Origin of the sequence: uncultured Tateyamaria sp., assembly GCF_947503415.1 — a bacterium.
GTDB lineage: Bacteria > Pseudomonadota > Alphaproteobacteria > Rhodobacterales > Rhodobacteraceae > Tateyamaria.
The window spans coordinates 133,948-154,929 of record NZ_CANNDS010000005.1 but is presented as its reverse complement, the minus strand read 5'-3'; the positions used below and the strand labels follow the sequence as shown (position 1 = coordinate 154,929).

General features: G+C 59.5%; 12 protein-coding genes and 1 tRNA gene. 8 read left to right on the top strand and 5 right to left on the bottom strand.

The features are described from left to right. Nucleotides 1–47: 47 nt before the first annotated feature. The gene (locus Q1A32_RS21570) at nucleotides 48–1,589 is read right to left on the bottom strand and encodes a helicase HerA-like domain-containing protein (protein WP_299657867.1); all 1,542 of its coding nucleotides are present in this window, start codon (nucleotides 1,587–1,589) and stop codon (nucleotides 48–50) included. 421 nt (nucleotides 1,590–2,010) lie between these two features. Between Q1A32_RS21570 and Q1A32_RS21565 the strand changes: the two genes are divergently transcribed. Then, complete coding sequence (locus tag Q1A32_RS21565; protein WP_299612670.1) at nucleotides 2,011–2,625, top strand: invasion associated locus B family protein; 615 nt, start codon at nucleotides 2,011–2,013, stop codon at nucleotides 2,623–2,625. Nucleotides 2,626–2,679: 54 nt separating this feature from the next. Here Q1A32_RS21565 and Q1A32_RS21560 read toward each other — a convergent pair whose 3' ends face one another. From Q1A32_RS21560 to Q1A32_RS21545, 4 genes are read right to left on the bottom strand one after another with little or no spacing between them, the layout of a single operon-like run. After that, a complete protein-coding gene (locus Q1A32_RS21560; RefSeq protein ID WP_299612667.1) occupies nucleotides 2,680–3,888 on the bottom strand; it encodes a beta-ketoacyl synthase in 1,209 nt (402 codons plus the stop codon). Next, the gene (locus tag Q1A32_RS21555; protein ID WP_299657865.1) at nucleotides 3,888–4,148 is read right to left on the bottom strand and encodes an acyl carrier protein; all 261 of its coding nucleotides are present in this window, start codon (nucleotides 4,146–4,148) and stop codon (nucleotides 3,888–3,890) included. Before Q1A32_RS21555 ends, Q1A32_RS21560 begins: the two co-directional genes overlap by 1 nt. Before the next feature lie 33 nt (nucleotides 4,149–4,181). Beyond that, a complete protein-coding gene (lpxD, locus tag Q1A32_RS21550) occupies nucleotides 4,182–5,273 on the bottom strand; it encodes a UDP-3-O-(3-hydroxymyristoyl)glucosamine N-acyltransferase (protein ID WP_299657863.1) in 1,092 nt (363 codons plus the stop codon). Between the two features lie 33 nt (nucleotides 5,274–5,306). Then, nucleotides 5,307–6,887, bottom strand: coding sequence for a murein L,D-transpeptidase (locus Q1A32_RS21545; protein ID WP_299657861.1), 1,581 nt, complete (start codon nucleotides 6,885–6,887; stop codon nucleotides 5,307–5,309). 362 nt (nucleotides 6,888–7,249) lie between these two features. On the opposite strand from Q1A32_RS21545, the gene Q1A32_RS21540 reads away from it, so the two are divergent. From Q1A32_RS21540 to Q1A32_RS21510, 7 genes are all read left to right on the top strand, one after another. Continuing rightward, nucleotides 7,250–7,795 carry a DUF882 domain-containing protein gene (locus Q1A32_RS21540; protein ID WP_299612661.1) on the top strand — a complete coding sequence of 182 codons (546 nt, stop codon included), beginning with the start codon at nucleotides 7,250–7,252 and terminating at the stop codon, nucleotides 7,793–7,795. Nucleotides 7,796–8,053: 258 nt separating this feature from the next. Then, entirely contained in the window at nucleotides 8,054–10,012 is a 1,959-nt protein-coding gene (locus Q1A32_RS21535; RefSeq protein WP_299657859.1) for a bifunctional 2',3'-cyclic-nucleotide 2'-phosphodiesterase/3'-nucleotidase, read from the top strand. Between the two features lie 78 nt (nucleotides 10,013–10,090). Then, nucleotides 10,091–10,167, top strand: a tRNA-Arg gene (locus Q1A32_RS21530). 435 nt (nucleotides 10,168–10,602) lie between these two features. After that, nucleotides 10,603–11,208 (top strand): hypothetical protein, encoded by a 606-nt coding sequence (locus Q1A32_RS21525; protein WP_299657857.1) that lies wholly within the window; start codon nucleotides 10,603–10,605, stop codon nucleotides 11,206–11,208. Nucleotides 11,209–11,273: 65 nt separating this feature from the next. Next, nucleotides 11,274–13,193 (top strand): protease pro-enzyme activation domain-containing protein, encoded by a 1,920-nt coding sequence (locus tag Q1A32_RS21520; RefSeq protein WP_299657855.1) that lies wholly within the window; start codon nucleotides 11,274–11,276, stop codon nucleotides 13,191–13,193. Next, nucleotides 13,190–17,674, top strand: a complete 4,485-nt coding sequence (locus Q1A32_RS21515; protein WP_299657853.1) for an amino acid adenylation domain-containing protein — start codon at nucleotides 13,190–13,192, stop codon at nucleotides 17,672–17,674. The genes Q1A32_RS21520 and Q1A32_RS21515 overlap by 4 nt, the downstream gene beginning before the upstream one ends. Continuing rightward, nucleotides 17,671–20,973 (top strand): amino acid adenylation domain-containing protein, encoded by a 3,303-nt coding sequence (locus Q1A32_RS21510; RefSeq protein ID WP_299657850.1) that lies wholly within the window; start codon nucleotides 17,671–17,673, stop codon nucleotides 20,971–20,973. Before Q1A32_RS21515 ends, Q1A32_RS21510 begins: the two co-directional genes overlap by 4 nt. The last annotated feature ends 9 nt before the right edge of the window (nucleotides 20,974–20,982 follow it).

Below are 20,982 nucleotides of genomic sequence, written 5' to 3'. Positions count from 1 at the left end.
TGTATCGTGACAGATCACTGATCCTGGTCCCCCGATATGGTATGTGATCAACGTCCTTTGAAGAGGCCGCCCAGAATCCCCCGGACCATCCGGCGCCCGGTGGTCCCGGTCAGTTCCTTGACCACCATTTTGGTCATCGCCTCGCCAAAGCTTGCGCCGCGCCGCGCAGGCTTGGATGTTGACCGGGCGACGCGCGTGCCAGTGTATCTGCGACCGGCATTGAAGTCGCGCAGTACCGGTTCCAACTCCTCCGCCTTCTCCTCTGCATCCGCCGCCTCTTTCGCGGCCTTGTCCGCCCGCTCTTTCAGCATTTCAAAGGCCGACTTTCGATCCAGCGTTTCATCGTACTTCCCGGACATGTCCGAAGCTTGCAGGTAGGCCTGACGCTCGGCATCTGTCATCGGACCAAGCTGAGACGATGGCGGCCGGATCAATGTCCGCTCCACAATCCCCGGCACCCCTTTTTTCTGCAGCATAGATGTCACCGCTTCGCCCACACCCACCTCGCGAATGGCTTGTTCTGTTTCGAACCGCGGGTTCTCACGATAGGTCTCTGCAGCCATGCGGAGCTCCTTGCGGTCTTTGGCCGTAAACGCCCGCAACGCATGCTGGAACCGATTGCCCAACTGCCCCAAAATATCCTCGGGCACGTCAGCCGGATTTTGCGTGATGAAATAGACGCCCACACCCTTTGATCGGATCAGACGCGCCACCTGTTCCACCTTGTCGACCAGTGCTTTGGGTGCGTCCTCGAACAGCAAATGCGCCTCGTCGAAAAAGAACACCAACTTCGGCTTGTCGGGGTCGCCCACCTCGGGCAGTTCCTCAAACAACTCGGACAATAGCCACAACAGGAACGTGGCATAGAGCTTCGGCGACGCCATCAACTTGTCCGCCGCAAGGATATTGACGACACCCTTTCCGTCTGCATCCGTGCGCATCAAATCGGACAACTCCAGCGCGGGCTCTCCAAAAAGCTGGCTCGCGCCTTGATTTTCCAAGACAAGCAATCGCCGCTGAATGGCACCAATGGACTGCGTGGATACGTTGCCATAGCGCAGTGACAGGTCCTTGGCATTCTCGCCGACCCACACCAGCAGCGCCTGCAGATCCTTGAGATCAAGAAGCGGCATACCCTCCTCATCAGCCAGCCGGAAGGCGATGTTCAAAATACCTTCCTGCGCCTCGGTCAACTCCAGCAACTGCGCCAGCAAGAGCGGCCCCATTTCGGACACCGTGGTGCGGACCGGGTGGCCCTGCTGACCGAACATGTCCCAAAACGTCACCGGACAGGCATGATAGGTGTAGTCGGAAAACCCAATCTTCTCAGCACGTTCAGTGAAAGGCCCATGCAGCTTGTGCGTCTCGGTGCCCGATTTCGCCAGCCCAGACAGATCGCCTTTGACGTCCGATAGAAACACCGGCACGCCCGCATTCGAGAACCCTTCCGCTAAAATTTGCAGCGTCACCGTTTTGCCCGTCCCGGTCGCCCCTGCCACCAATCCGTGTCGGTTGGCGTACTTCAGCGTCAGGCCCTGTTTTTCGGCATAATCAACACCGCCTCCACCGATAAAAATGCTGTCGCTCATGCCGTTAACCTTTTGTCCATAAGGGCCTTCGGCGCGACCATACAAAGTTAACCATTGGGTGCCATAGTGTTTTTGTTCCCGCTGAGAGTCCTCCTGGCGCGGAACACTTCCTCCCTGTCAGACTGGCCGCGCCTTGTGCGCGGCCTTTTTTTGTCCAAAATAGACCAAGTGGTTTAGATACTGATTTTGCAGCAGAATCTTTTTACCATATTGGCGGTTGACCCCCGCCACCTGCTCTCGTAACCTTCGCGCAATAAGTCGGCCAGTCCGACGGGGAGAGAAAAAAGACACGTGGAAAAGGGGGCTTTGGGGTCCCCTTTTTTGCTGTGTCACGCTTGTTGTGAAAACTTTGCGCTTTGGCCCTGACACTGCCCGCCGTCCGTGCTAGCAAACCTTCAAATGAAACAAGAGCGGAATTGATATGCGTACGTCCCTGATTGCCCTCTCCGTGGCCCTGCTGATGCCAATTGGCGTCATGGCCCAATCCACGGATACGACAACCGAAGACACCCCCGAAACGCCCGATGTGGGAACCGCCATCGAAGACCAGTTGAGCCTTGGCGAAGACGCGTCCTTGCCGCAGGTCGGAGAGACTTATACCGCAGAAACCAACGGTGCTTGGGATCTGCGGTGCATCAAGACCGAGGATGGCGAAGATCCCTGTCAGATGTACCAGTTGATGTCCGACAGCGAAGGCACACCGATCGCGGAAATCTCGATCTTTCGCCTGCCGGAAGGTGGGCGCGCTGTCGCCGGGGCTACCATCATCGTGCCCTTGGAAACATCCCTGCCACAGCAGTTGACAATGGAAGTGGATGGCGGACAGGCCCGTCGCTACCCTTACGCATTCTGCAACTCGATCGGATGTTATTCTCGTGTTGGTCTGGTCGCTGAGGAAGTGGCGCAGTTCCGTCGCGGTGCAAGTGCGAAACTGACAATTGTCCCGGCCTTGGCGCCGGATCAGAAAGTCGAGTTGACCATGTCGCTCAGCGGTTTCACCGCCTCTTTCGACAAGACGTCCATCGCTCAATTCTGATAGAACTTCTAAAGTAGGAAAGAGCCGCTCCGACACATCGGGGCGGCTTTTTCGTCAGACCTTCCGCAAGGCCAGAACCGCGTTCATGCCGCCGAACGCAAAGGCATTGGACAGGACCACATCCACATCGGCGTCCCGCGCCTCATTGGGCACCACGTCCAGCGCGCATTCGGGGTCGGGTTCTTCATAGCCAATCGTGGGTGCGATCACCCCGTCCCGCAACGCCATGATGCACGCCAACAGTTCGACCGCACCTGTGCCCCCGATCAGATGCCCGTGCATGGACTTGGTGGACGAGATCATCAGCTTGTCCGCATGCGGTCCGAACACATCCGCTACGGCTGCACATTCCGTCTTGTCATTGGCCGCCGTGCCCGTGCCATGGGCATTGATGTAACCAACCTGATCCGCATTCACGCCTGCATCAGCCAATGCTCCGGCCATAGCCCGTGCTGCCCCGTTCTTGGAAGGCATCACGATGTCGCCTGCATCGGACGACATGGCAAAGCCCGCCACCTCGCACAGAATTTCGGCCCCGCGCGCGCGTGCGTGTTCATATTCTTCGAACACAAAAACACCCGCCCCCTCGCCCTGAACCATTCCATTGCGGTTGGCCGAGAATGGGCGGCACGCGTCCTTCGACATCACACGCAGCCCTTCCCACGCCTTGACCCCGCCAAAGCACAACATGCTTTCGGACCCACCCGTGATCATGACGGGCGCCATGCCTGACCGCACCATTTGGAACGCCTGCGCCATGGCGTGGTTTGAGGATGCACAGGCCGTCGCCACGGTAAAGGACGGGCCCTTAAGGTTGAACTCCATCGACACATGGCTTGCAGCGGCGTTGTTCATCAACTTCGGTACGACAAAGGGATGAACGCGGTTCTTTCCTTCTTCGTACACAAGGCGGTAATTCTGGTCCCACGTGCTGACGCCCCCCGCGGCAGTGCCCAGGATCACACCGGACTTGGCGGCCTGATCGCCAGAGAAGGTCAAACCGGACTGTTCAATCGCTTCCTTGGCTGCGGCAAGGGTGAACTGGGTGAAGCGGTCATACAGGCTCATTTGCTGGCGGTTGTACCGGCCTTCGGCCTCAAACCCACGCACCTGCCCTCCGATCTGGATCGACAGGCGGTCTACATCCTGAAAATCCAGATCTCCGATGCCACAGCGCCCCTCACGCATGGCCTCAAGTGTCTCGGGCACATTATGGCCCAAGGCGTTCACTGTGCCCGCACCTGTAATGACGACGCGGTACATCAGTTTTTCTGTTCTGAAATCAGCTTTTCGATGCCCGCAATGATCGACTGCACGCTTGTGATGTCAAAGTCGCTCGCCTTGGGCTCGTTGGCGTTGAAGGGCACCTGAATGTCGAATTCTTCTTCGATGGCGAAAATGCTCTCGACCAACCCGAGGCTATCGATCCCCAGATCTTCCAGCGTGTTGTCCAGCGCGACGTCACCTGGCTCAAGCACCGCTTGCTCTGCGACGATCTCGATGACCTTGTCTTTGATGCTCATCCGGTCCGCCCCCTTGCCTGACTTGGGCCTGATTTAGTCACTGCCATCGGGCTTGGAAACCGCTTTCTTAAGGTCAGCAATGTCCCTGAGGGCGCGCGGCAGGCGGCGCAGAGCCTTATAACTGTCGATCTGCGCATCCATCTTTGTGGCCGGATATCCGAGGATCGTCCGACCCGCAGGCACGTTCGACAGGATGACCGACGCACCACCTGCCACCACGTTGTCTCCAATGCTGATGTTGTCGGACACACCGACCTGACCGCCCAAAACCACATTGTTGCCAATCACGGTCGAGCCCGCGATGCCCACAAGGCCGCACAGCAGGCAGTTCTTGCCCACCACCACGTTGTGCGCGACTTGCACCAGATCGTCGATCTTCGTCCCGTCCCCCACTTGGGTTGGTCGAATGGTGCCACTGTCGACACAGGAATTGGGTCCCACTTCAACATCGTCCCCGATCAGGACGGAGCCCAATGAATGGATGCGCACCCAAGACTGGTCGTCTTGCGCACTTGCATGGCCCAGACTTTCTCGGGCCGTTTCGACCCCGGATTTCTGCGGTGTGACGTAGGAAAAGCCGTCGCCGGCCAGCCGGGCACCAGGCTGTGCGCGGAACCGTGCGCCGATCTTGGCATAGGCTCCGATACTCACCTGCTCGCGGATCATCGCATCCGGCCCGAGTTGCACATGTGCGCCGATATAGGATTGCGGGCCGATCACGCAATTGTCGCCAATCTGCGCCCCGGGCCCAACGATGGTGAAGGCCCCCACAGACACGTTCGTTCCCAGCACAGCACTCGGATCCACAACAGCGCTGGCATGAATGCCCGTGGGCCAGTGCTGGCCGGGATCCATCGCCTTGGTCAGACCGGCCATGGCATAGCGCGGGCGATTGGGCACGATGGCCCCTTTCAGACCCAAGGCTGCGAAGTCCGCACCGGGCCACAAGAGCGCTGCTTGCGCCGACCCATCCTTCAACGCCTCAGCGTATTTCTCGTTCGAGGCCAGCGCCAGATCCTTTGGCCCCGCCATCGCAGGTTCGGCCAAACCCTCAATCACAAGAGATGCATCGCCCAGAACCTCTGCCCCAAGCGATGCTGCAATCTCTGCCAGTGAATAGCCCATGTACCGCGCCCCTTGTTGCTTCGGGGCGCAGGATTAACCCTGAACGGCGCGCAGGGCCACCCCTGCATTCGACAGAGCGCCCCAAATCTTGGCGTCACGTCCATAGATGTCGCGGCGATACTGTGTGTGCCCTTTGGCCGTTGTGAAGGCTGTGCGGTAGACGATATGCACCGGCACCGGCGATTTCAGATCAACGCGGGTTTCCTTGCCGGTTGCCAGCACTGATTGGAAATACTGCTCCGGGTTCGATTCCTGCTTGGCCAGCAGCGCGTAGGCAAAGTCGAACGGATCAGCCAGACGCACGCACCCATGGCTGTAGGCGCGCACTTCGCGGCCAAACAGGTTCTTGGCGGGTGTGTCGTGCAGATAGATGTTGTGTGGGTTCGGGAACATGAACTTCACCAACCCCAATGCGTTGCCCTTGCTGGGCGGCTGACGCATGGCAAAGGGGAACGTCTTGGCCGTGTACTGGCTGAAATTCACCGCACCCCGGTTCACCTTGCGGCCCCGGCTGTCCGTGATCTCGATATGGCGCACCGCGTTGCGGTTGGCCTTAAGCGCCGGCAGGTATTCCTTGGTCACGATGGACCGCGGCACGTACCAGCTGGGATTGACGACCATGAACTCCATCACATCCGAAAACTCGGGCGTCGGGCGGTCATCCTTGTTGGCGCCCACAACAGAGCGGGTCTGGAACGTCAGTTTGCCGTTGTCGATTACCTTGGCCGTAAAGTCCGGGATGTTGACAAGGATGTGGCGCTTGCCACGTTCCTGATTGACCCACCGCTCACGTTCCATCGCGACGATGATGGATTGCAGGCGTTGCTGCACGGTCTTGTTGAGTTCCGCAATGGTCCCCTGCCCGGCTACACCATCAGCGACAAGGCCATGGGCCAGTTGAAACTGCTGAACGGCGGCTTGAACCTGTGCGTCATAGGTCTGGGTGTTGGTGCGTTTGAGGAACCCCATAGCGATCAAACGATTGCGCATGATGGCAACTGCGTCACCCGACTGGCCGGGCTTCAGAGAGTTGCCGGGCACCTTCTGCCCCCAACCGCCCTTGGCCAACAGCCGCTCCATGCGCAGCTTTTCTTTCATGAGCGCGTTGTATTCCATGGTCTTGGGTGCGAGCGCTTTGAAGAAGCCGGAAGGCGACGATTTCGAAAAATTCACCAGATAGGATGTGCGGTCCCGGTAAGGCACCTGCCGCACAATGGCGCGGTCAATCCGGGACGGTACCAGCACGCCGGTTTGCAAATCACGGGAATACTGCAGGAAGGTGCGGCTCATCTCGACCTCGACCAGACCGCGATCGCGCTGGGTCTTGGCCGCCTTCATCTTGGCTTGCAATCCTGCCGCGTCATACCGTGCTGCTGGCAAGCCGTGATTGCCCGCGTCGGACAGCGCCTTGAACAGGGCCACACGACGCTGACGTTCGCGCCCCGACCGACCCGTCCACAAGCTGTCATAGCTGTTGGCCTTATAAAACGCAGCGATATCTGCATCCCGTGCCGCGGCTTCTGCCACCGCCTGCTTGAAGGCTGTGACCTGCGCAGAAGCAGTTTGTGGCTGGCCTGCCAAAAACGCAGTCATCGCGATGGCCAACGCAACCATCCAAGCTCGTGTAATCTTTACCGTCATATCGCACCTATTATACTTTTGTATGCCAGTTGGCGCCCCTTATTCCAAAGGGCTGCAAACACTGTCCATTCACATTCCAATATGGGGATCAAGAAGGCCCCGCATGATGCGCCCTTGCAGCACCTCAGGGCGTTTGCGCCACATGCGCCAGGTTTTGCGCAAAAATTTGCCTAAATGGGTTGCGAGGTTCTGCTCACCAGATTCAGCACTTGGTAAACGAATCAAGCTATGGCATAGAAATGTGGCATCTGGGGATGAGATAGCAAACTCCGTGTAACATCACGGTCAGGCAGGCGTACGGGACGCGCAGTGAAATGAACAATACCTCTACGGGCATGACCCGCCGGGCAGTACTTGGCGCATTCGCGGCAACAGCAGTGACGGCGGCACCAACTTTCTCAAACGCAGCAGGGTTTTTGCGCGGCGCGGGCGACATCCGCCGGTTACGCATGTACTCGGGTCGAACTGGTGAGCGGATCGACATGATCTACTGGATCGAAGGCGACTACATCAAGGACGCGGTCAAGGAAGTGAACCACTTCATGCGGGACTGGCGCACAGATGATGTCAAATCGATGGACCTGCGCAATGTCGACATTATGGCGGCAGCCCACAATCTGCTTGAGGTCGACGAACCCTACATGCTTTTGTCGGGCTACCGCAGCCCCAAGACAAACGCGATGCTGCGGTCTCGCAGCCGCGGCGTTGCAAAGAATTCTTTGCACATGAAGGGTCAAGCCGCCGATTTGCGTCTGTCCACACGTTCGGTGAGCCAGATGGCACGTGCAGCACAAGCATGCCGAGGTGGCGGCGTCGGGAAGTATTCCGGCTCAAATTTCGTCCACATGGACTGCGGCGTCGTGCGCAGCTGGGGCGGCTGAACCTATCGACACCTCTAAAGGATTAGGGCGCCAGAGGCGCCCTTTTTTGTGTCGGGTGGCGTGCACCGGGGGAACACAGCACGCCACCCGTTTGGGACTGTTGCTACAAACAACACCTCGATAACCCCACACCTCATGCCGGGTTCCCAACCACACAGAAAAATTGTGCGCAATCTTTCGCCCGGAGCAACATCAGACTGTGACACGCCGCCGATACGCGCTTAACGTGAGTGCCAGAACCAACCCCGGGGGACCCTCATGACACATCTGATTTCACGCCGCACCTTTCTTGCGACCACCGCCACATTTGCTGCAATGCACCCGTTCAGCCTGCGTGCGAGCACCAATCAAGCGCATCTGCGGATCATGGAAACCACCGACCTGCACGTGCACGTCTTTCCCTACGACTACTACGCCGACAAACCCCGCGACACGGTGGGCCTGTCGCGCACCGCCTCCATCATCGAAAGCATCCGGGCCGAAGCCACGAATTCCATGCTCATCGACAATGGCGACTTCCTTCAGGGCAACCCCATGGGCGACTACATCGCCTATGAACGGGGCATGAAGGAAGGGGACGAACACCCCATCATCACCGCCATGAACACCGTGGGATTTGACGCAGCCACCTTGGGCAATCACGAGTTTAACTACGGCCTCGACTTCCTGATGAAGTCGCTCGCGGGGGCCAACTTCCCCGTGGTCTGCGCCAACGTGTCCAAGGAACAAGGCGCTGACGCCGCCGCCGACACCACCCTCGTGCCCCCCTTCGTGATCCTCGACCACACGGTTACGGACGGCGCGGGTGAAAGCCACCCAATCAAGGTCGGCCTCATCGGCTTTGTCCCGCCCCAGATCATGAACTGGGACCGCCGCCACCTTGAAGGCAACGTGCAGGCCCGCGACATCGTGGACACCGCCAAGACCCTCGTGCCGCTGATGAAGGAACAGGGCGCGGACATCATCATCGCGCTCAGCCACTCCGGCATCGGCGCGGCGGATCATAGCGACGGCATGGAAAACGCCTCTGTCCCCCTCGCCGCTGTTGACGGTATCGACGCGATCCTGACAGGCCACCACCACCAGGTCTTCCCCTCGCCCACCTATGCCGACATGCCCGCCGTTGATGTGGAAAACGGCACGATCCACGGCAAACCGGCGGCCATGGGCGGCTTCTGGGGCTCCCATCTCGGCGTCATCGACCTCATGCTCGAACGCGACGGGTCAAGTTGGCGCATTACCGGCCACGGCTCCGAAGCGCGCCCCATCTCCAAACGCAATGAAGACCGCTCCGTCACAGCTTTGGTCGAAGACCAGCAAGCCGTACTCGACAGCGTGCAAGCTGAACATGACGCCACGCTGGCCTACGTCCGCCGCGCCGTCGGCAAGACCGACGCGCCGCTGCACAGCTACTTCGCGCTCGTGGCCGACGACCCCTCGGTCCAGATCGTGTCGATCGCGCAAAGCTGGTACATCGCCCAGATGATGCAAGGCACCGAATACGAAGGGCTGCCAATCCTGTCCGCCGCCGCCCCGTTCAAAGCCGGTGGCCGCGGCGGCCCGGAATACTTCACGGACGTGCCCAAGGGCGACGTGGCGATCAAGAATGTCTCCGACCTGTACCTCTACCCCAACACGGCCCGCGCCGTTCTGGTCACCGGGGCGGAGGTCAAGGATTGGCTCGAACGCTCGGCCGGCATGTTCAACCAAGTGGAACCGGGCAGCACCGACGCACCGCTTCTGAACCCCGACTTCCCCAGCTACAATTTCGACGTGATGGACGGGGTGACCTACCAGATCGACCTCAGCCAGCCCTCGAAATTCGACCCCAAGGGCGAGCTGATCAATGCAGATGCCAACCGCATTGTGGACTTGAAGTTCAACGGAGAACCCATTGATCCCAAAGCACAGTTTATCATCGCGACCAACAATTACCGCGCAGGCGGCGGCGGCAACTTCCCCGGTGCCAAAGGTGATACGGTCGTATTCGAAGCGCCGGACACCAACCGCGACGTGATCGTGCGCTACATCGTTGAACAAGGTATGATCAGCCCGCGCGCCGACGCCAACTGGTCCTTTGCCCCGCTCGACGACACTACGGTGCTGTTCGAAACTGGCCCCAAAGCGGCGGACTATATCGACGACGTCAAAGGCGTGGACATCGCCCCGGCAGGCGACGGTCCCGACGGATTTGCACAATTCCGTATCTCGCTTTGACGTGCGGGGCGCAGGGCACCTGCGCCTTACGATTTGCAATTGCAGGGCGCGGATGGCACCGCTATACCGCGCCCCAGTGGACCATTAGCTCAGCTGGATAGAGCGCTGCCCTCCGAAGGCAGAGGCCAGAGGTTCGAATCCTCTATGGTCCGCCACCTTTCTATCATCTTCACGCCGGAAGATCCCTAGCCGTCTGACGTCGATTGTGAAGGGTGAAAGCCTCTCGCAAGGCGTCACTTTGGAGCATTTTTCGACAGCACTTTTGCCTGTGTTTGGACATGAATAGCTCTCCGCTATCTTAGCCCACCATTGGAGTGACTTAAGTGCCAAGCCGACCGTCAATGGCGGTCGCCTCCTCTGAAAAACACCCAAAAAAATCAGTGCGAAAGGAAGCGGTTGCCGCGAAATCTCCTTGGCGAGATCGCGAAGAGCAACTCGTTGACGCTGACCGTGCCATCTGCATTTCAGACTCCCGAAATCCTCCCGGTTGTTGAGCCAGAGTTTGCCTACGACATAGGCTGACCGCTCTCTCGTATTGCGAGAATCCCCGTGATCTGGTACGTCGTTAACACTTTTTAAGGAATTTTCAGATGGCAGATAAAAAGCCAACATCACGTCGTATTCGCAAAACGTCCAGGTCGGAAAACGGCGAAAAAGCAAAGAAACCGCAAGCCAATGCACAGCCGGAAGGGACCGCCGACGAGATCATTCGCGCGTCGAACGAAGCGGTGCAAGCGCTGGCACAAAGCCTGACAAATATCGCGACATCGCTGCAAGAACGCCAATCGGAGCACACGCAAAAATACTACGCCGCTCTGATGACGGCAGCGCCGCAGGACGAAGACGGTGGTCTCGCGGCCGCCTATCAGAAGGTGCTGGATGCAGTGGCGTCGCAAGACGCGACCCGCATTGCCGACGCACAGAAATCCTACGTCGAGTTGATGAGTGAAATGTCGTCACACATGACCGAACACTCAGATACCGCGACTCAAGACTACATGACTGATTGCCAAGACCTGATGGAAGAGGCGCAAAGCCACGGTCAGGACCAATATTTTCAATACATTGATACGCTGCGGGACGTGCTGAACAAAGCATCCGGGGACGATTTGCCGCCGGCAACCTTGTCCTTGGTCATTCAGGGCATGGCTTCTGCAGCGGTGCTAAGCCAGGGGTTGTTCCCACCGTCGGAGTAACCTCTTCGATTTCGTAATGAGTATCGCTTTGCGATTTTACTCTGCGATTGCCGGGGGGTTTTCACATGTCTGAACAACAATTTGTCATGTTGGATGGCAGCCATCATGCTGCGCATCCGTCGTGCAAGCCTGTCGGTATGGTGCCGGCGACACAGCAATACGAGGTCAGCATTTTGCTGCGCCGTCGCGGTAATGCAAAGCCGTTTCCCGATCCACAAGCGCTTGGCGCACTCCCGCCGGGTGAGCGTACGTACCTCAGCATCGAGGATATTGAGAAAGACTATGGCGCGGACCCGGCGGACGCCGAAGCAATCATCGCCTATCTCGCGCCGTTCGGGCTGACGGTACAAAGCACCGACCTCGGCAAACGCTCGATCATTGTGGAAGGTTTGGCCGTTCAATTCGCTGCTGCGTTCCGCACCACCCTTTTGATCTTCACGCAAGCAGGGTCACTGCATCGCAGCTATGTCGGCGGCTTGCAGGTCCCCGAAGATCTGGCCGACAGCATTATCGCAATCACCGGTCTGGATGAACGCCCTGTGTCGATCACGCGCCATCAGCCAGCCCGTGCGGGTTCTGACCAGATCGACCAAGCCAACGCGGATGCCTCACAGCGGATGCAGTCCGATATCAACACGCAGACGGCGAATGCCCTGACGTCCATCAACGACGATCTTGCAGCACACGAAGACATAAAGACCCTGCAAAAGACCCATGAGGCCTTGATGCAGGAAATGGGAGCATCCAACTCGCTTGCCGCGATGAACGCTTACGGTCGCAAAATGGCCGAGCCCCTCAAGCGTGCAAACGAAGCCGCGACCGCTGTGATTGCCGAACACGGCGATACGCTGGCCCAGTCTGCCCAGCAAACGGCGCAATCTCATTTGCTGGCTGCGATCGAACGGACCGGGATAAAGACCGCACCGCAAATTGCCGAACTGTATGATTTCCCCGAAGACACAGATGGTTCAGGCCAATGCATAGGGATCGTCGAACTGGGCGGCGGATACCTCAAGTCGGACCTTGATGCCTACCTCGCGTTTCTCGGATTGCCGGACGTTGACATTCGCGATGTCGAAGTCGCGGGCGGCGCAAATGCGCCCGGTCTCATCGAACCCTACGATGCAGAGGTCGCGCTGGACATTCAGGTGATTGCGGGCGCCGCGCCCGGTGCCAAGCTCGTAGTGTACTTCGCCCCCCTGCATGCCCGCGGCTTTGTCGAGGCCGTTCAGGCCGCCCTTTATGACAAGGATGCGCGGCCCAGCGTGCTGTCCATCAGTTGGGATTTATCCGAGGGTTTCTGGCTGGGCTCCCCAATGCACGTTCGGCATCTCGAGGACCTCTTTGAAACGGCGGCCGCACTTGGTGTGACAATCCTCTGCTCGGCGGGCGACTATGGCTCCGCAACCACGCTTCACGATGGGCAGCTGTGGGTCGACTATCCCGCCTCAAGTCCGCTGGCCATTGGTTGCGGTGGGACGACGCTCAGCTCATTTGGGGATGCTACGCTGGACGAAACGGTTTGGAACACATTTGCAACCTTTGGGCAGGCGACGGGGGGTGGTTTCAGCAAGCTGTTTCCACGGCCCGCTTGGCAGTCGGAAGAAACAGTGCCTTTCACGGCAAGAGCAGGCGGCGGCGACGGGCGTGGTGTTCCCGACATGGCCGGAAATGCAAACCCGTCCACGGGATACCTGCTGCAGGTTCATGGCAAAACCACCGTGATCGGCGGCACCAGTGCGGTTGCCCCCCTGTTCGCCGCGATGATGGCGCGCATCAACGAATCCCTCGGCACTGCGGCGGGATACATCAATCCACTTATCTACCAAGCAAAGGATCGGCAGACCGCCTTCGAAGACGTCACAATCGGTTCCAATGGCAGTTACTGGGCCTCCGATGGATGGGATCCGGTATCGGGCCTTGGGCGGCCCATCGGGAGTGCCTTGCGTGATCTCTTGCGGGACGCAAAGGGAAATGCCCAATGAGCGAGAGCACCGAGTACGTTTTTCCGCTGTCCTTCGCGCAGCAACGCCTCTGGTTGCTGGATCGCATGGCTCCGGGCAACCCGTTTTACAACATCCCGTTGGCCATCCCCATTCAGGCGCAGCTTAACATTCCCGTTCTGGAACGTGCGCTCAACGCGATTATCCAGCGCCAGGAATCCCTGCGCACGGTTTTTGACGAGATCGACGGTGAACCTGCGCAGATCGTGCGCGAGACGATGCCGCTTGGCATTGAAGAGATCGATATTTCGCACTTGAGCCCACAGGAGCAGGAAACGCGCACCGCAGAGCTGGCGGGTGCCGATGCCGTCAAGGTTTTCAACCTGCGCACCGGGCCGTTGATCCGCTGTTCAGTCATAACGCGCGGACCAGCCGACAGCGTTTTGCTGTTGTCGATGCACCATATCGTCTCTGACGGGTGGTCGATGGGCATTCTGGCACGCGAATTGACCGCGCTGTATCAGGCCTTTTCACTTGGGCAGGCTGACCCTCTGCCAGAGCTTGAGGTCCAATATGCCGATTACTCGGTGTGGCAGCGTGAGACATTTCAGGGCACTGAACTCGAAGGTGAGTTGGACTATTGGCGGGATAAACTGAGCGGGTTGCCGCAGCTGGATCTGCCAACCGACAAACCGCGCCCAGACACCGCCAGCTTCAAGGGGGCGGCGCATCTGATTGATTTGGGTCCAAAGCTCAGCGCAGCTGTCCGCGCAGCCGGGCGCCCCTCGGGTGCCACGCCGTTCATGGTGCTGCTGGCCGCGTTCGCCGTCGTGATGGCGCGCCGTTCGGGGCAGGACGATCTGGCCATCGGGGCCCCGATCGCAGGACGGACCCAGCCCGAGATAGAAGAGCTGATCGGCTTTTTCGTGAACTCGCTTGTCTTCCGGATCGACGCGACCGGCGACCCCAGCTTTGCTACGCTGCTTGAACGGGTGCGCGACACCTGTCTGGACGCCTACCAGCATCAGGAATTGCCCTTCGAACGGCTGGTGGAAGAGATCAACCCAAGCCGCGATCCAAGCCGCAACCCCTTGTTCCAGATCACCTTTCAATTGGTCAACGCCCCGACCCTCGGGCAGTCCGGCGAAGGCGCTGCGGGGCCTCAGGTGCATCGCGGCAGCGCGATCTTTGACATGGCGTTCACGCTGCTCGACTCGGCGGACACCTATCGCGGGATGATCGAGTATTCGACGGATCTTTTCGAGGCAGACACCATCGCGCGGATCGCAGACGAGTTCATGGTGTTGCTTGAGGCGGCCGCAGACAGCCCTGACACGCCGATCTCTTGGTTGCCGCTGTGTGCGGAGGCGGATTGGGACATCATCGACGTCCATGAGTTGGGGCCTCAAACCGACATGCCCGACAGCCCATCCCATGTTCTGGACGAGATTGCCGCGCACGTGCAGCAGAGCCCTGAGGCCGTTGCGCTGGAGTTGGGCGACACAACCATCACTTATGCCGAAATGCGCGCGCGTTGGGAAAATCTGGCGCGCCATCTTCAGGCTGCAGGTGTCGGACCCGAAGGGCGCGTCGGCCTCCTGCTGGACCGCTCGCCCGAGCTTGTCATCGGCCAGTTGGCGACAATGGCGGCGGGTGCTGCTTTCGTATCGCTGGACACCTCCTATCCGTCCGATCACCTCAAACGCATCGCTGAAGACAGCCAGCTTGATGTGATGCTCACCCAACGGGCGCATGTCGATTTTGCCAAGTCCGTCTTGCGCGACGGGACGCAGATTGTCGTGCTGGATGAACCGCTTGAGGTTCTTGACGGACCACCGCCGCCGGGTCCGATGCATTCGGAATGCGCTGCGTATGTGATCTACACCTCCGGCTCGACCGGGGTGCCCAAGGGCGTTACGGTCCCGCATTCGGCCCTTTCGAACCACATGCGCTGGATGGTGGCTGAGTTCGGTTTTGACCGCGACACCCGTGTGCTTCAGCGCACGGCCGCGTGTTTTGACGCCTCGATTTGGGAGGTGTTTGCCCCGCTCATGTCCGGCGGCACTCTGGTCCTTTTGCCACCCGAGGCACAGCGCGATCCCGAATTGATCGTACGTTGCATTTCCGATCACAATGTCACGGTCGTTCAGACCGTACCGTCGCTGCTGCGGCTCATGCTCAAGGAGCCGGGCTTTTATGCCTGCACATGTCTCAAGCAATTCTTTTCCGGTGGAGAGCCCTTGCCAGAAGACTTGCGTGCCCAGGTTGTCGCGTCGCTCGAACTGGATATCGTCAACCTCTACGGCCCCACAGAAACAACCATTCAGGTCGCCACCGCCCAGACGGACGGCACGCCCGAACCGTTCGGCGTGCCTATCGGACATCCGATCGAAAACACGGCACTCTACGTGCTTGATGACGACCTGGCCCCCGTCCCTGTCGGCGTTGTAGGTGAGGTTTGGGTCAGTGGCGCGAACCTCGCCCGCGGCTACCATGATCGCCCGGTTGATACGGCGGCGGCCTTCATACCCGATCCTTTCTCCGACATTTCGGGTGCGCGGATGTATAGAACCCGCGATCTGGCACTGCGCCGTGCGGACGGCGCGCTGATCTATCAAGGCAGGAACGATACCCAGATCAAGTTGCGCGGCTTCAGGATGGAGTTGGGGGACATCGAGGCGCGCATTCGTGACACAGCCGGCGTATCCGACTGCGCAGTTTTCACCGCTGGCAGCGATGCCTCATCCCTGATCGCAGCCATCGTTCCCGCGGACGGTGCGCAAGGCGACGACACGGACCCGCTGACAACCCAGCATGTCGATCAATGGGAAAGCATTTACGAAGGCATCTACGGGCAGGACGACGAGGTCGCCGACCTCAGTTTCAACACAGTGGGGTGGACCAGCAGCTATTCCGGTCAGAACATCAGCGAGGCGGAAATGGCCATCTGGCGCGACACCACAGTCGCCCGCATCCGCGCACTGAAACCTAAGCGGCTGCTCGAAATTGGGTGCGGGACGGGTCTGTTGCTGACGCAACTGGCACCCGAGGTCGAACACTATATCGCCACCGATTTCTCGGCCCCCGTGGTCGAAGAATTGCGCCAGAACCTGGACGCTTTGGGGCTGGCAGGAAATGGCGAAGTGCTACAACGCCGCGCGGATGAACTGGAGGAGTTTGAACCCCAGTCCTTCGATACAGTCGTTCTCAATTCGGTGGTCCAGTATTTCCCGAGCGCCGACTACTTGGCGGATGTCATACGCAAGGCCGCCCGACTGTTGCGACCGGGCGGGGCAATCTTTGTCGGCGATGTCCGCAGCCTTGATCTATTGGGGGCCTTTCACCTGTCCATTGCCAAAAGCGCACTGCCGGACAGTGCCACCGGCGCAGAGCTTTTGCATCTGATCCACCGCGAAGCCGCCCTTGAGAAAGAGCTGGTTCTGGACAGCGCCTTTTTCCACGCTCTTGCCAAGGAGGTGCCTGAGATCAGCGGGATACAAAGTGCATGTAAACGCGGTGGATATGACAATGAACTGGGCAAGTTCCGCTATGATGTGACCTTGCAGGTAGGATCCGCTGACACGCATGTTGAACCGACGCGTTTGGATTGGCTGACGGATGCGTTGGATGCCGGTCGGCTTGAGGCGCATTTGCAGGGGGCGGATGCCGATTGCATCGAGATCATCAATATTCCCAACGCACGGGTCGCTGCCGAGGTGCGCCTGAATGGTCTGATCCGAAACGGGTCCGCACAAAAACCGCTGCACGAGGCGCTCGCCACCGCGATGGAAGCCAAAAACGCGGCTATGGATCCAGAAGATTTCTGTCAGATGGCCGAACGTCTGGGGTTGGAGGCGCGTGTCCGTTACGCCCCTGATCAACCTGACCGGATCGAGGCGCTGTTCTGGCGCGCGGGCGTCACGCCGCCAGACGATCCGCCCCCGGCCAACCTCGCAACCGGCGATGCAGCCTATCGCAACCATGCGAATGACCCGCTGGCGACTGTCCGGTTCCGCGATCTGTCAGGACGTGTTGCCGCCCATCTGAACGACGTGCTGCCAGCCCATATGGTGCCTGCGTTTTTCTCCCAACGTGATGCGTTACCCCTGACCGCAAATGGCAAGCTGGACCGGCGTGCTCTGGCACTGTCCGAACACGACCGCAACATGTCCCAGCAGGGCTATGTAGCGCCACGCAATCCATTGGAGGAAGCACTGTCGATCCTGTGGGCCGAAGTGCTGGACACAGGTCACATCGGGATCGACGATGACTTCTTTACCGAGTTGGGCGGGCACTCCCTGATTGCGGTTCAGCTGATCAACAAGTTGCGCGAAACCCTCGAAACGGATGTGGCATTGCGCACCCTGTTTGAAAGGCCCACCGTGCGCAGCTTTGCCGAAGGGCTTGCCGAGGCTGCCGATGACGATCTGGAAGCCACAGCCGAATTGTTCGTCCGCATATCGCAAATGTCCGAAGCTGAAATCGACGCGGCACTGGGCGTCGACGCGGGGACCGTCGCATGAATGTTGTGGGCGGAATCGACCGCCGCAAGGCCTTGATGCGCAAACTGCTTGAGGCGGACACCGCAGCGCGGCAACCCGTCAAGCCAAGCACGATCCCAAGGCGCATCGATGACGGACCGGCACCTTTGTCCTTTTCGCAGCAACGTTTCTGGTTTCTCGACCGGTTGGCACCCGGAAATCCATTCTACATCGAAAGCCTCGCCTTGCCTCTTCCGGCCGGAACTATTGATCCGGCCATTCTAGAACAGGCGATCAACATGGTGGTTGCGCGCCATGACCTGTTGCGCACGCGGTTCGTCGAAAAAGGGGAAGGAGCGGTTCAGGTCGTCATGCCGGACATGACCATACCTGTTGAGATCACCGATCTTGGCCACCTGACGGCAGAGGAACGCCCCGTTCAGACGGCGCAACTGTTGCATAGCATAGCGTCGCGCCCCTTCGATCTGAGCCAACCTCCCTTGCTGCGCTTTCACTTTATCCGGGGCACGGATCAGGGTGACATCCTCGCAATGGCGGTGCACCACATCATCTCGGACGGGTGGTCGATGCGTGTTCTGAGCCGGGAAACCAGCGACGCTGTTCGGTCTTTGATGACCGGCCAACCCTTCGATCCGCACCCCCTGCCGATCCAATACGCAGATTATGCCACGTGGCAGCAGAACATGCTGGCCAGCGATGATGATCCTGCGCTGTCCTACTGGCTGAAACACCTTTCTGACCTGCCCAACCTCGCCTTGCCGCTGGATCACCCCCGGCCCCGGGTCTTGGGTTTTGAGGGCGCGCATATCGACCGGGAAATACCAGCAAACGCGTCCGCTGGGTCGCAAATGCTTGCCAAACGCGAGGCCGCGACGCAATTCATGGTCACACTGGCGGCCTTTGCAGCGGTTCTTGCGCGGCACAGTGGGCAAGACGAAGTTGTGATTGGCACGCCTGTCGCAGGGCGGTCACGATCCGAAGTCGAACCCTTGATCGGGCTGTTCCTTAACACCGTCGTTTTGCGCATCGATGTCTCCGGCGATCCGACATTCAGCGATCTGGTTGCGCGCGTCAGAAAGACCGCCATAGCCGCATTTGAGCGTCAAGATACGCCATTTGAGCGCATCGTTGAAAAGCTAGATCCAGACCGTGATCTGGGCCGCAATCCGCTGTTTCAGGTTCTGTTCCAGCTTTTCACACCACATGACCAGACTGCAGATGCAGCGCAGGCAGATGTGGAGACCATCGGCGTCGACAAAGGCGCCGCGATCCTTGATCTATCCGTACATCTGTGGAGCGGACAGAAGGGTCTGAAAGGTCGGATCGAGTACAGCACCGAGTTGTTCCAAGAGAAAACGGTGAACCGGCTCTTTGACCATTTCACGCAATTTCTGGGCAATGCGGTCACTGCACCGGGCCGCAAGCTGTCGGACATCAACATGATGCGCCCGGATGAACTGAATGCGGTTCTGAGCGTGGCCAAGGGTCGCGACGTTGCGCACACGGGCCCAACCACTTTGCCTGATGCCTTCATTGGGCGGTGCGAAACCGCGCCTGATGCGTGTGCGCTGATCGTGGACGGCACGCGTGTCACTTATTCAGAGTTACGCGCCCGCATGGCTCAAATCGCGGGTGCATTGGCCGCGCGCGGGGTCACGTCTGGCGATAGGGTTGTCCTCTGTCTGGACCGCTCGCCGGACTGCGTCGCCGCGATGCTGGCCACGATGCACATAGGCGCCGCATATGTGCCCATCGACCCGGGCTATCCCAGCGCGCGCATCCGCTATGTCATTGAGGACAGCGCCGCAAAGCTTGTGGTGACAACGCAGGACCATCTTTCCCGAACCGGCGTGGACGATGCGCTCTTGTTGGATCAAGACCCCTTGCCGAACTGCGACTTGATGCCATCGCGGGCGCTCCCACTCGGGCTGGCTTACGTGATCTATACGTCAGGTTCCACGGGGCGTCCCAAGGGCGTTATGGGGACACATGTCGCAGCCATGAACCGGTTCAACTGGATGTGGCGCGAATACCCGTTTGGGGCTGACGAAACCTGCTGTCTGAAAACGGCCATCGCCTTTGTCGATTCCATTTGGGAGACGTTTGGTCCGCTGCTGGCCGGTGTGCCGTCGGTGATCCTTGATGACGCGCAAACCCGCGATCCTGCCGCGCTCAAGGATGCGCTTGCAAAGCACAAGGTCAGCCGATTGCTGGTGGTTCCGTCGCTCCTGCGCGAGATGCTTGACTGGAACACTGATTTCGACGGTGCCCTGCCCGATCTCACGCGGCTCTTCACCAGCGGCGAACGATTGCCCGCCGATTTGTCCCATCGACTGACGCGCACAGCATCGCGGCTGCAACTGATCAATCTCTATGGCTCCTCCGAAGTTGCTGGTGACGTGACCGCCACGCAGCCGCTTTACCTCACAGACGGCGATGACGCCCCGATTGGCCAGCCAATCGACAACGCGCAGACCTATGTGCTGGACAAGAACATGCGACCGGTCCCGCCGGGCGCTATTGGGCAGCTTTATGCTGGCGGGGCAAATCTGGCACGCGGGTATCTGCATCAGCCGGGCATGACGGCGGACCGTTTTGTCCCCGATCCGTTTTCCGACACCGCAGGCGCGCGCTTGTTTGCAACCGGCGATCTGGTGCGTCTGCTGCCCGATGGCGCCTTGGCCTTTGTCGGACGCGCGGATCATCAGGTCAAAATCCGTGGCCACCGCGTCGAGATCGGTGAGGTTGAGGCGACCCTACAGGACCACCCGGGGGTAAATGAGGCCGTTGTCACGATGACCTTGGACGATGCAGGCGGTCGCCTCGATGCTTGGATCACCGCAAAAGGCGGAAGTGACGCTTTGGACCCGAACGTTGTGCGGCAATTTCTGACTGAGCGTCTGCCAGCCCCGATGATCCCCGCAAATGTCACAGTACTTGATGCCTTGCCGCATCTACCCAACGGCAAATTGGACCGAAAAGCACTTGCAGAACACGCGCCGTCCGACCGACGTGCCGCCATTGCATCGCCACCTGAGACGGACACCGAAATCGCGCTGGCAGCGCTTTGGTCCGACCTGCTCAACCGGGCGAACATCGATGCGCAGGACAACTTCTTTGACGTTGGTGGTCATTCACTTCTGGCCACCCGCCTTGTGACCGCGATGCGCGAGCAATTCGACATCGAACTGCCCCTCACGGCCGTCTTCCTCTTCCCCACACTTCGCACCATGGCGGCAGAGGTCGAGCGCATCCTTCTGGCCGAGATCGAGGCGCTGAGCGGTGCAGAGGCGCAGACGCTGCTGGATGAGAAATCGTAGGGGGGACTT

What these genes read in the sequence shown, in the direction of transcription:
- Q1A32_RS21520 (WP_299657855.1), top strand. Translation starts at nt 11,274, where the DNA reads ATGTCTGAACAACAATTTGTCATGTTGGATGGCAGCCATCATGCTGCG.
- lpxD (WP_299657863.1), bottom strand. Translation starts at nt 5,273, where the DNA reads ATGGGCTATTCACTGGCAGAGATTGCAGCATCGCTTGGGGCAGAGGTT.
- Q1A32_RS21565 (WP_299612670.1), top strand. Translation starts at nt 2,011, where the DNA reads ATGCGTACGTCCCTGATTGCCCTCTCCGTGGCCCTGCTGATGCCAATT.
- Q1A32_RS21560 (WP_299612667.1), bottom strand. Translation starts at nt 3,888, where the DNA reads ATGTACCGCGTCGTCATTACAGGTGCGGGCACAGTGAACGCCTTGGGC.
- Q1A32_RS21570 (WP_299657867.1), bottom strand. Translation starts at nt 1,589, where the DNA reads ATGAGCGACAGCATTTTTATCGGTGGAGGCGGTGTTGATTATGCCGAA.
- Q1A32_RS21535 (WP_299657859.1), top strand. Translation starts at nt 8,054, where the DNA reads ATGACACATCTGATTTCACGCCGCACCTTTCTTGCGACCACCGCCACA.
- Q1A32_RS21545 (WP_299657861.1), bottom strand. Translation starts at nt 6,887, where the DNA reads ATGGTTGCGTTGGCCATCGCGATGACTGCGTTTTTGGCAGGCCAGCCA.
- Q1A32_RS21525 (WP_299657857.1), top strand. Translation starts at nt 10,603, where the DNA reads ATGGCAGATAAAAAGCCAACATCACGTCGTATTCGCAAAACGTCCAGG.
- Q1A32_RS21515 (WP_299657853.1), top strand. Translation starts at nt 13,190, where the DNA reads ATGAGCGAGAGCACCGAGTACGTTTTTCCGCTGTCCTTCGCGCAGCAA.
- Q1A32_RS21510 (WP_299657850.1), top strand. Translation starts at nt 17,671, where the DNA reads ATGAATGTTGTGGGCGGAATCGACCGCCGCAAGGCCTTGATGCGCAAA.
- Q1A32_RS21555 (WP_299657865.1), bottom strand. Translation starts at nt 4,148, where the DNA reads ATGAGCATCAAAGACAAGGTCATCGAGATCGTCGCAGAGCAAGCGGTG.
- Q1A32_RS21540 (WP_299612661.1), top strand. Translation starts at nt 7,250, where the DNA reads ATGACCCGCCGGGCAGTACTTGGCGCATTCGCGGCAACAGCAGTGACG.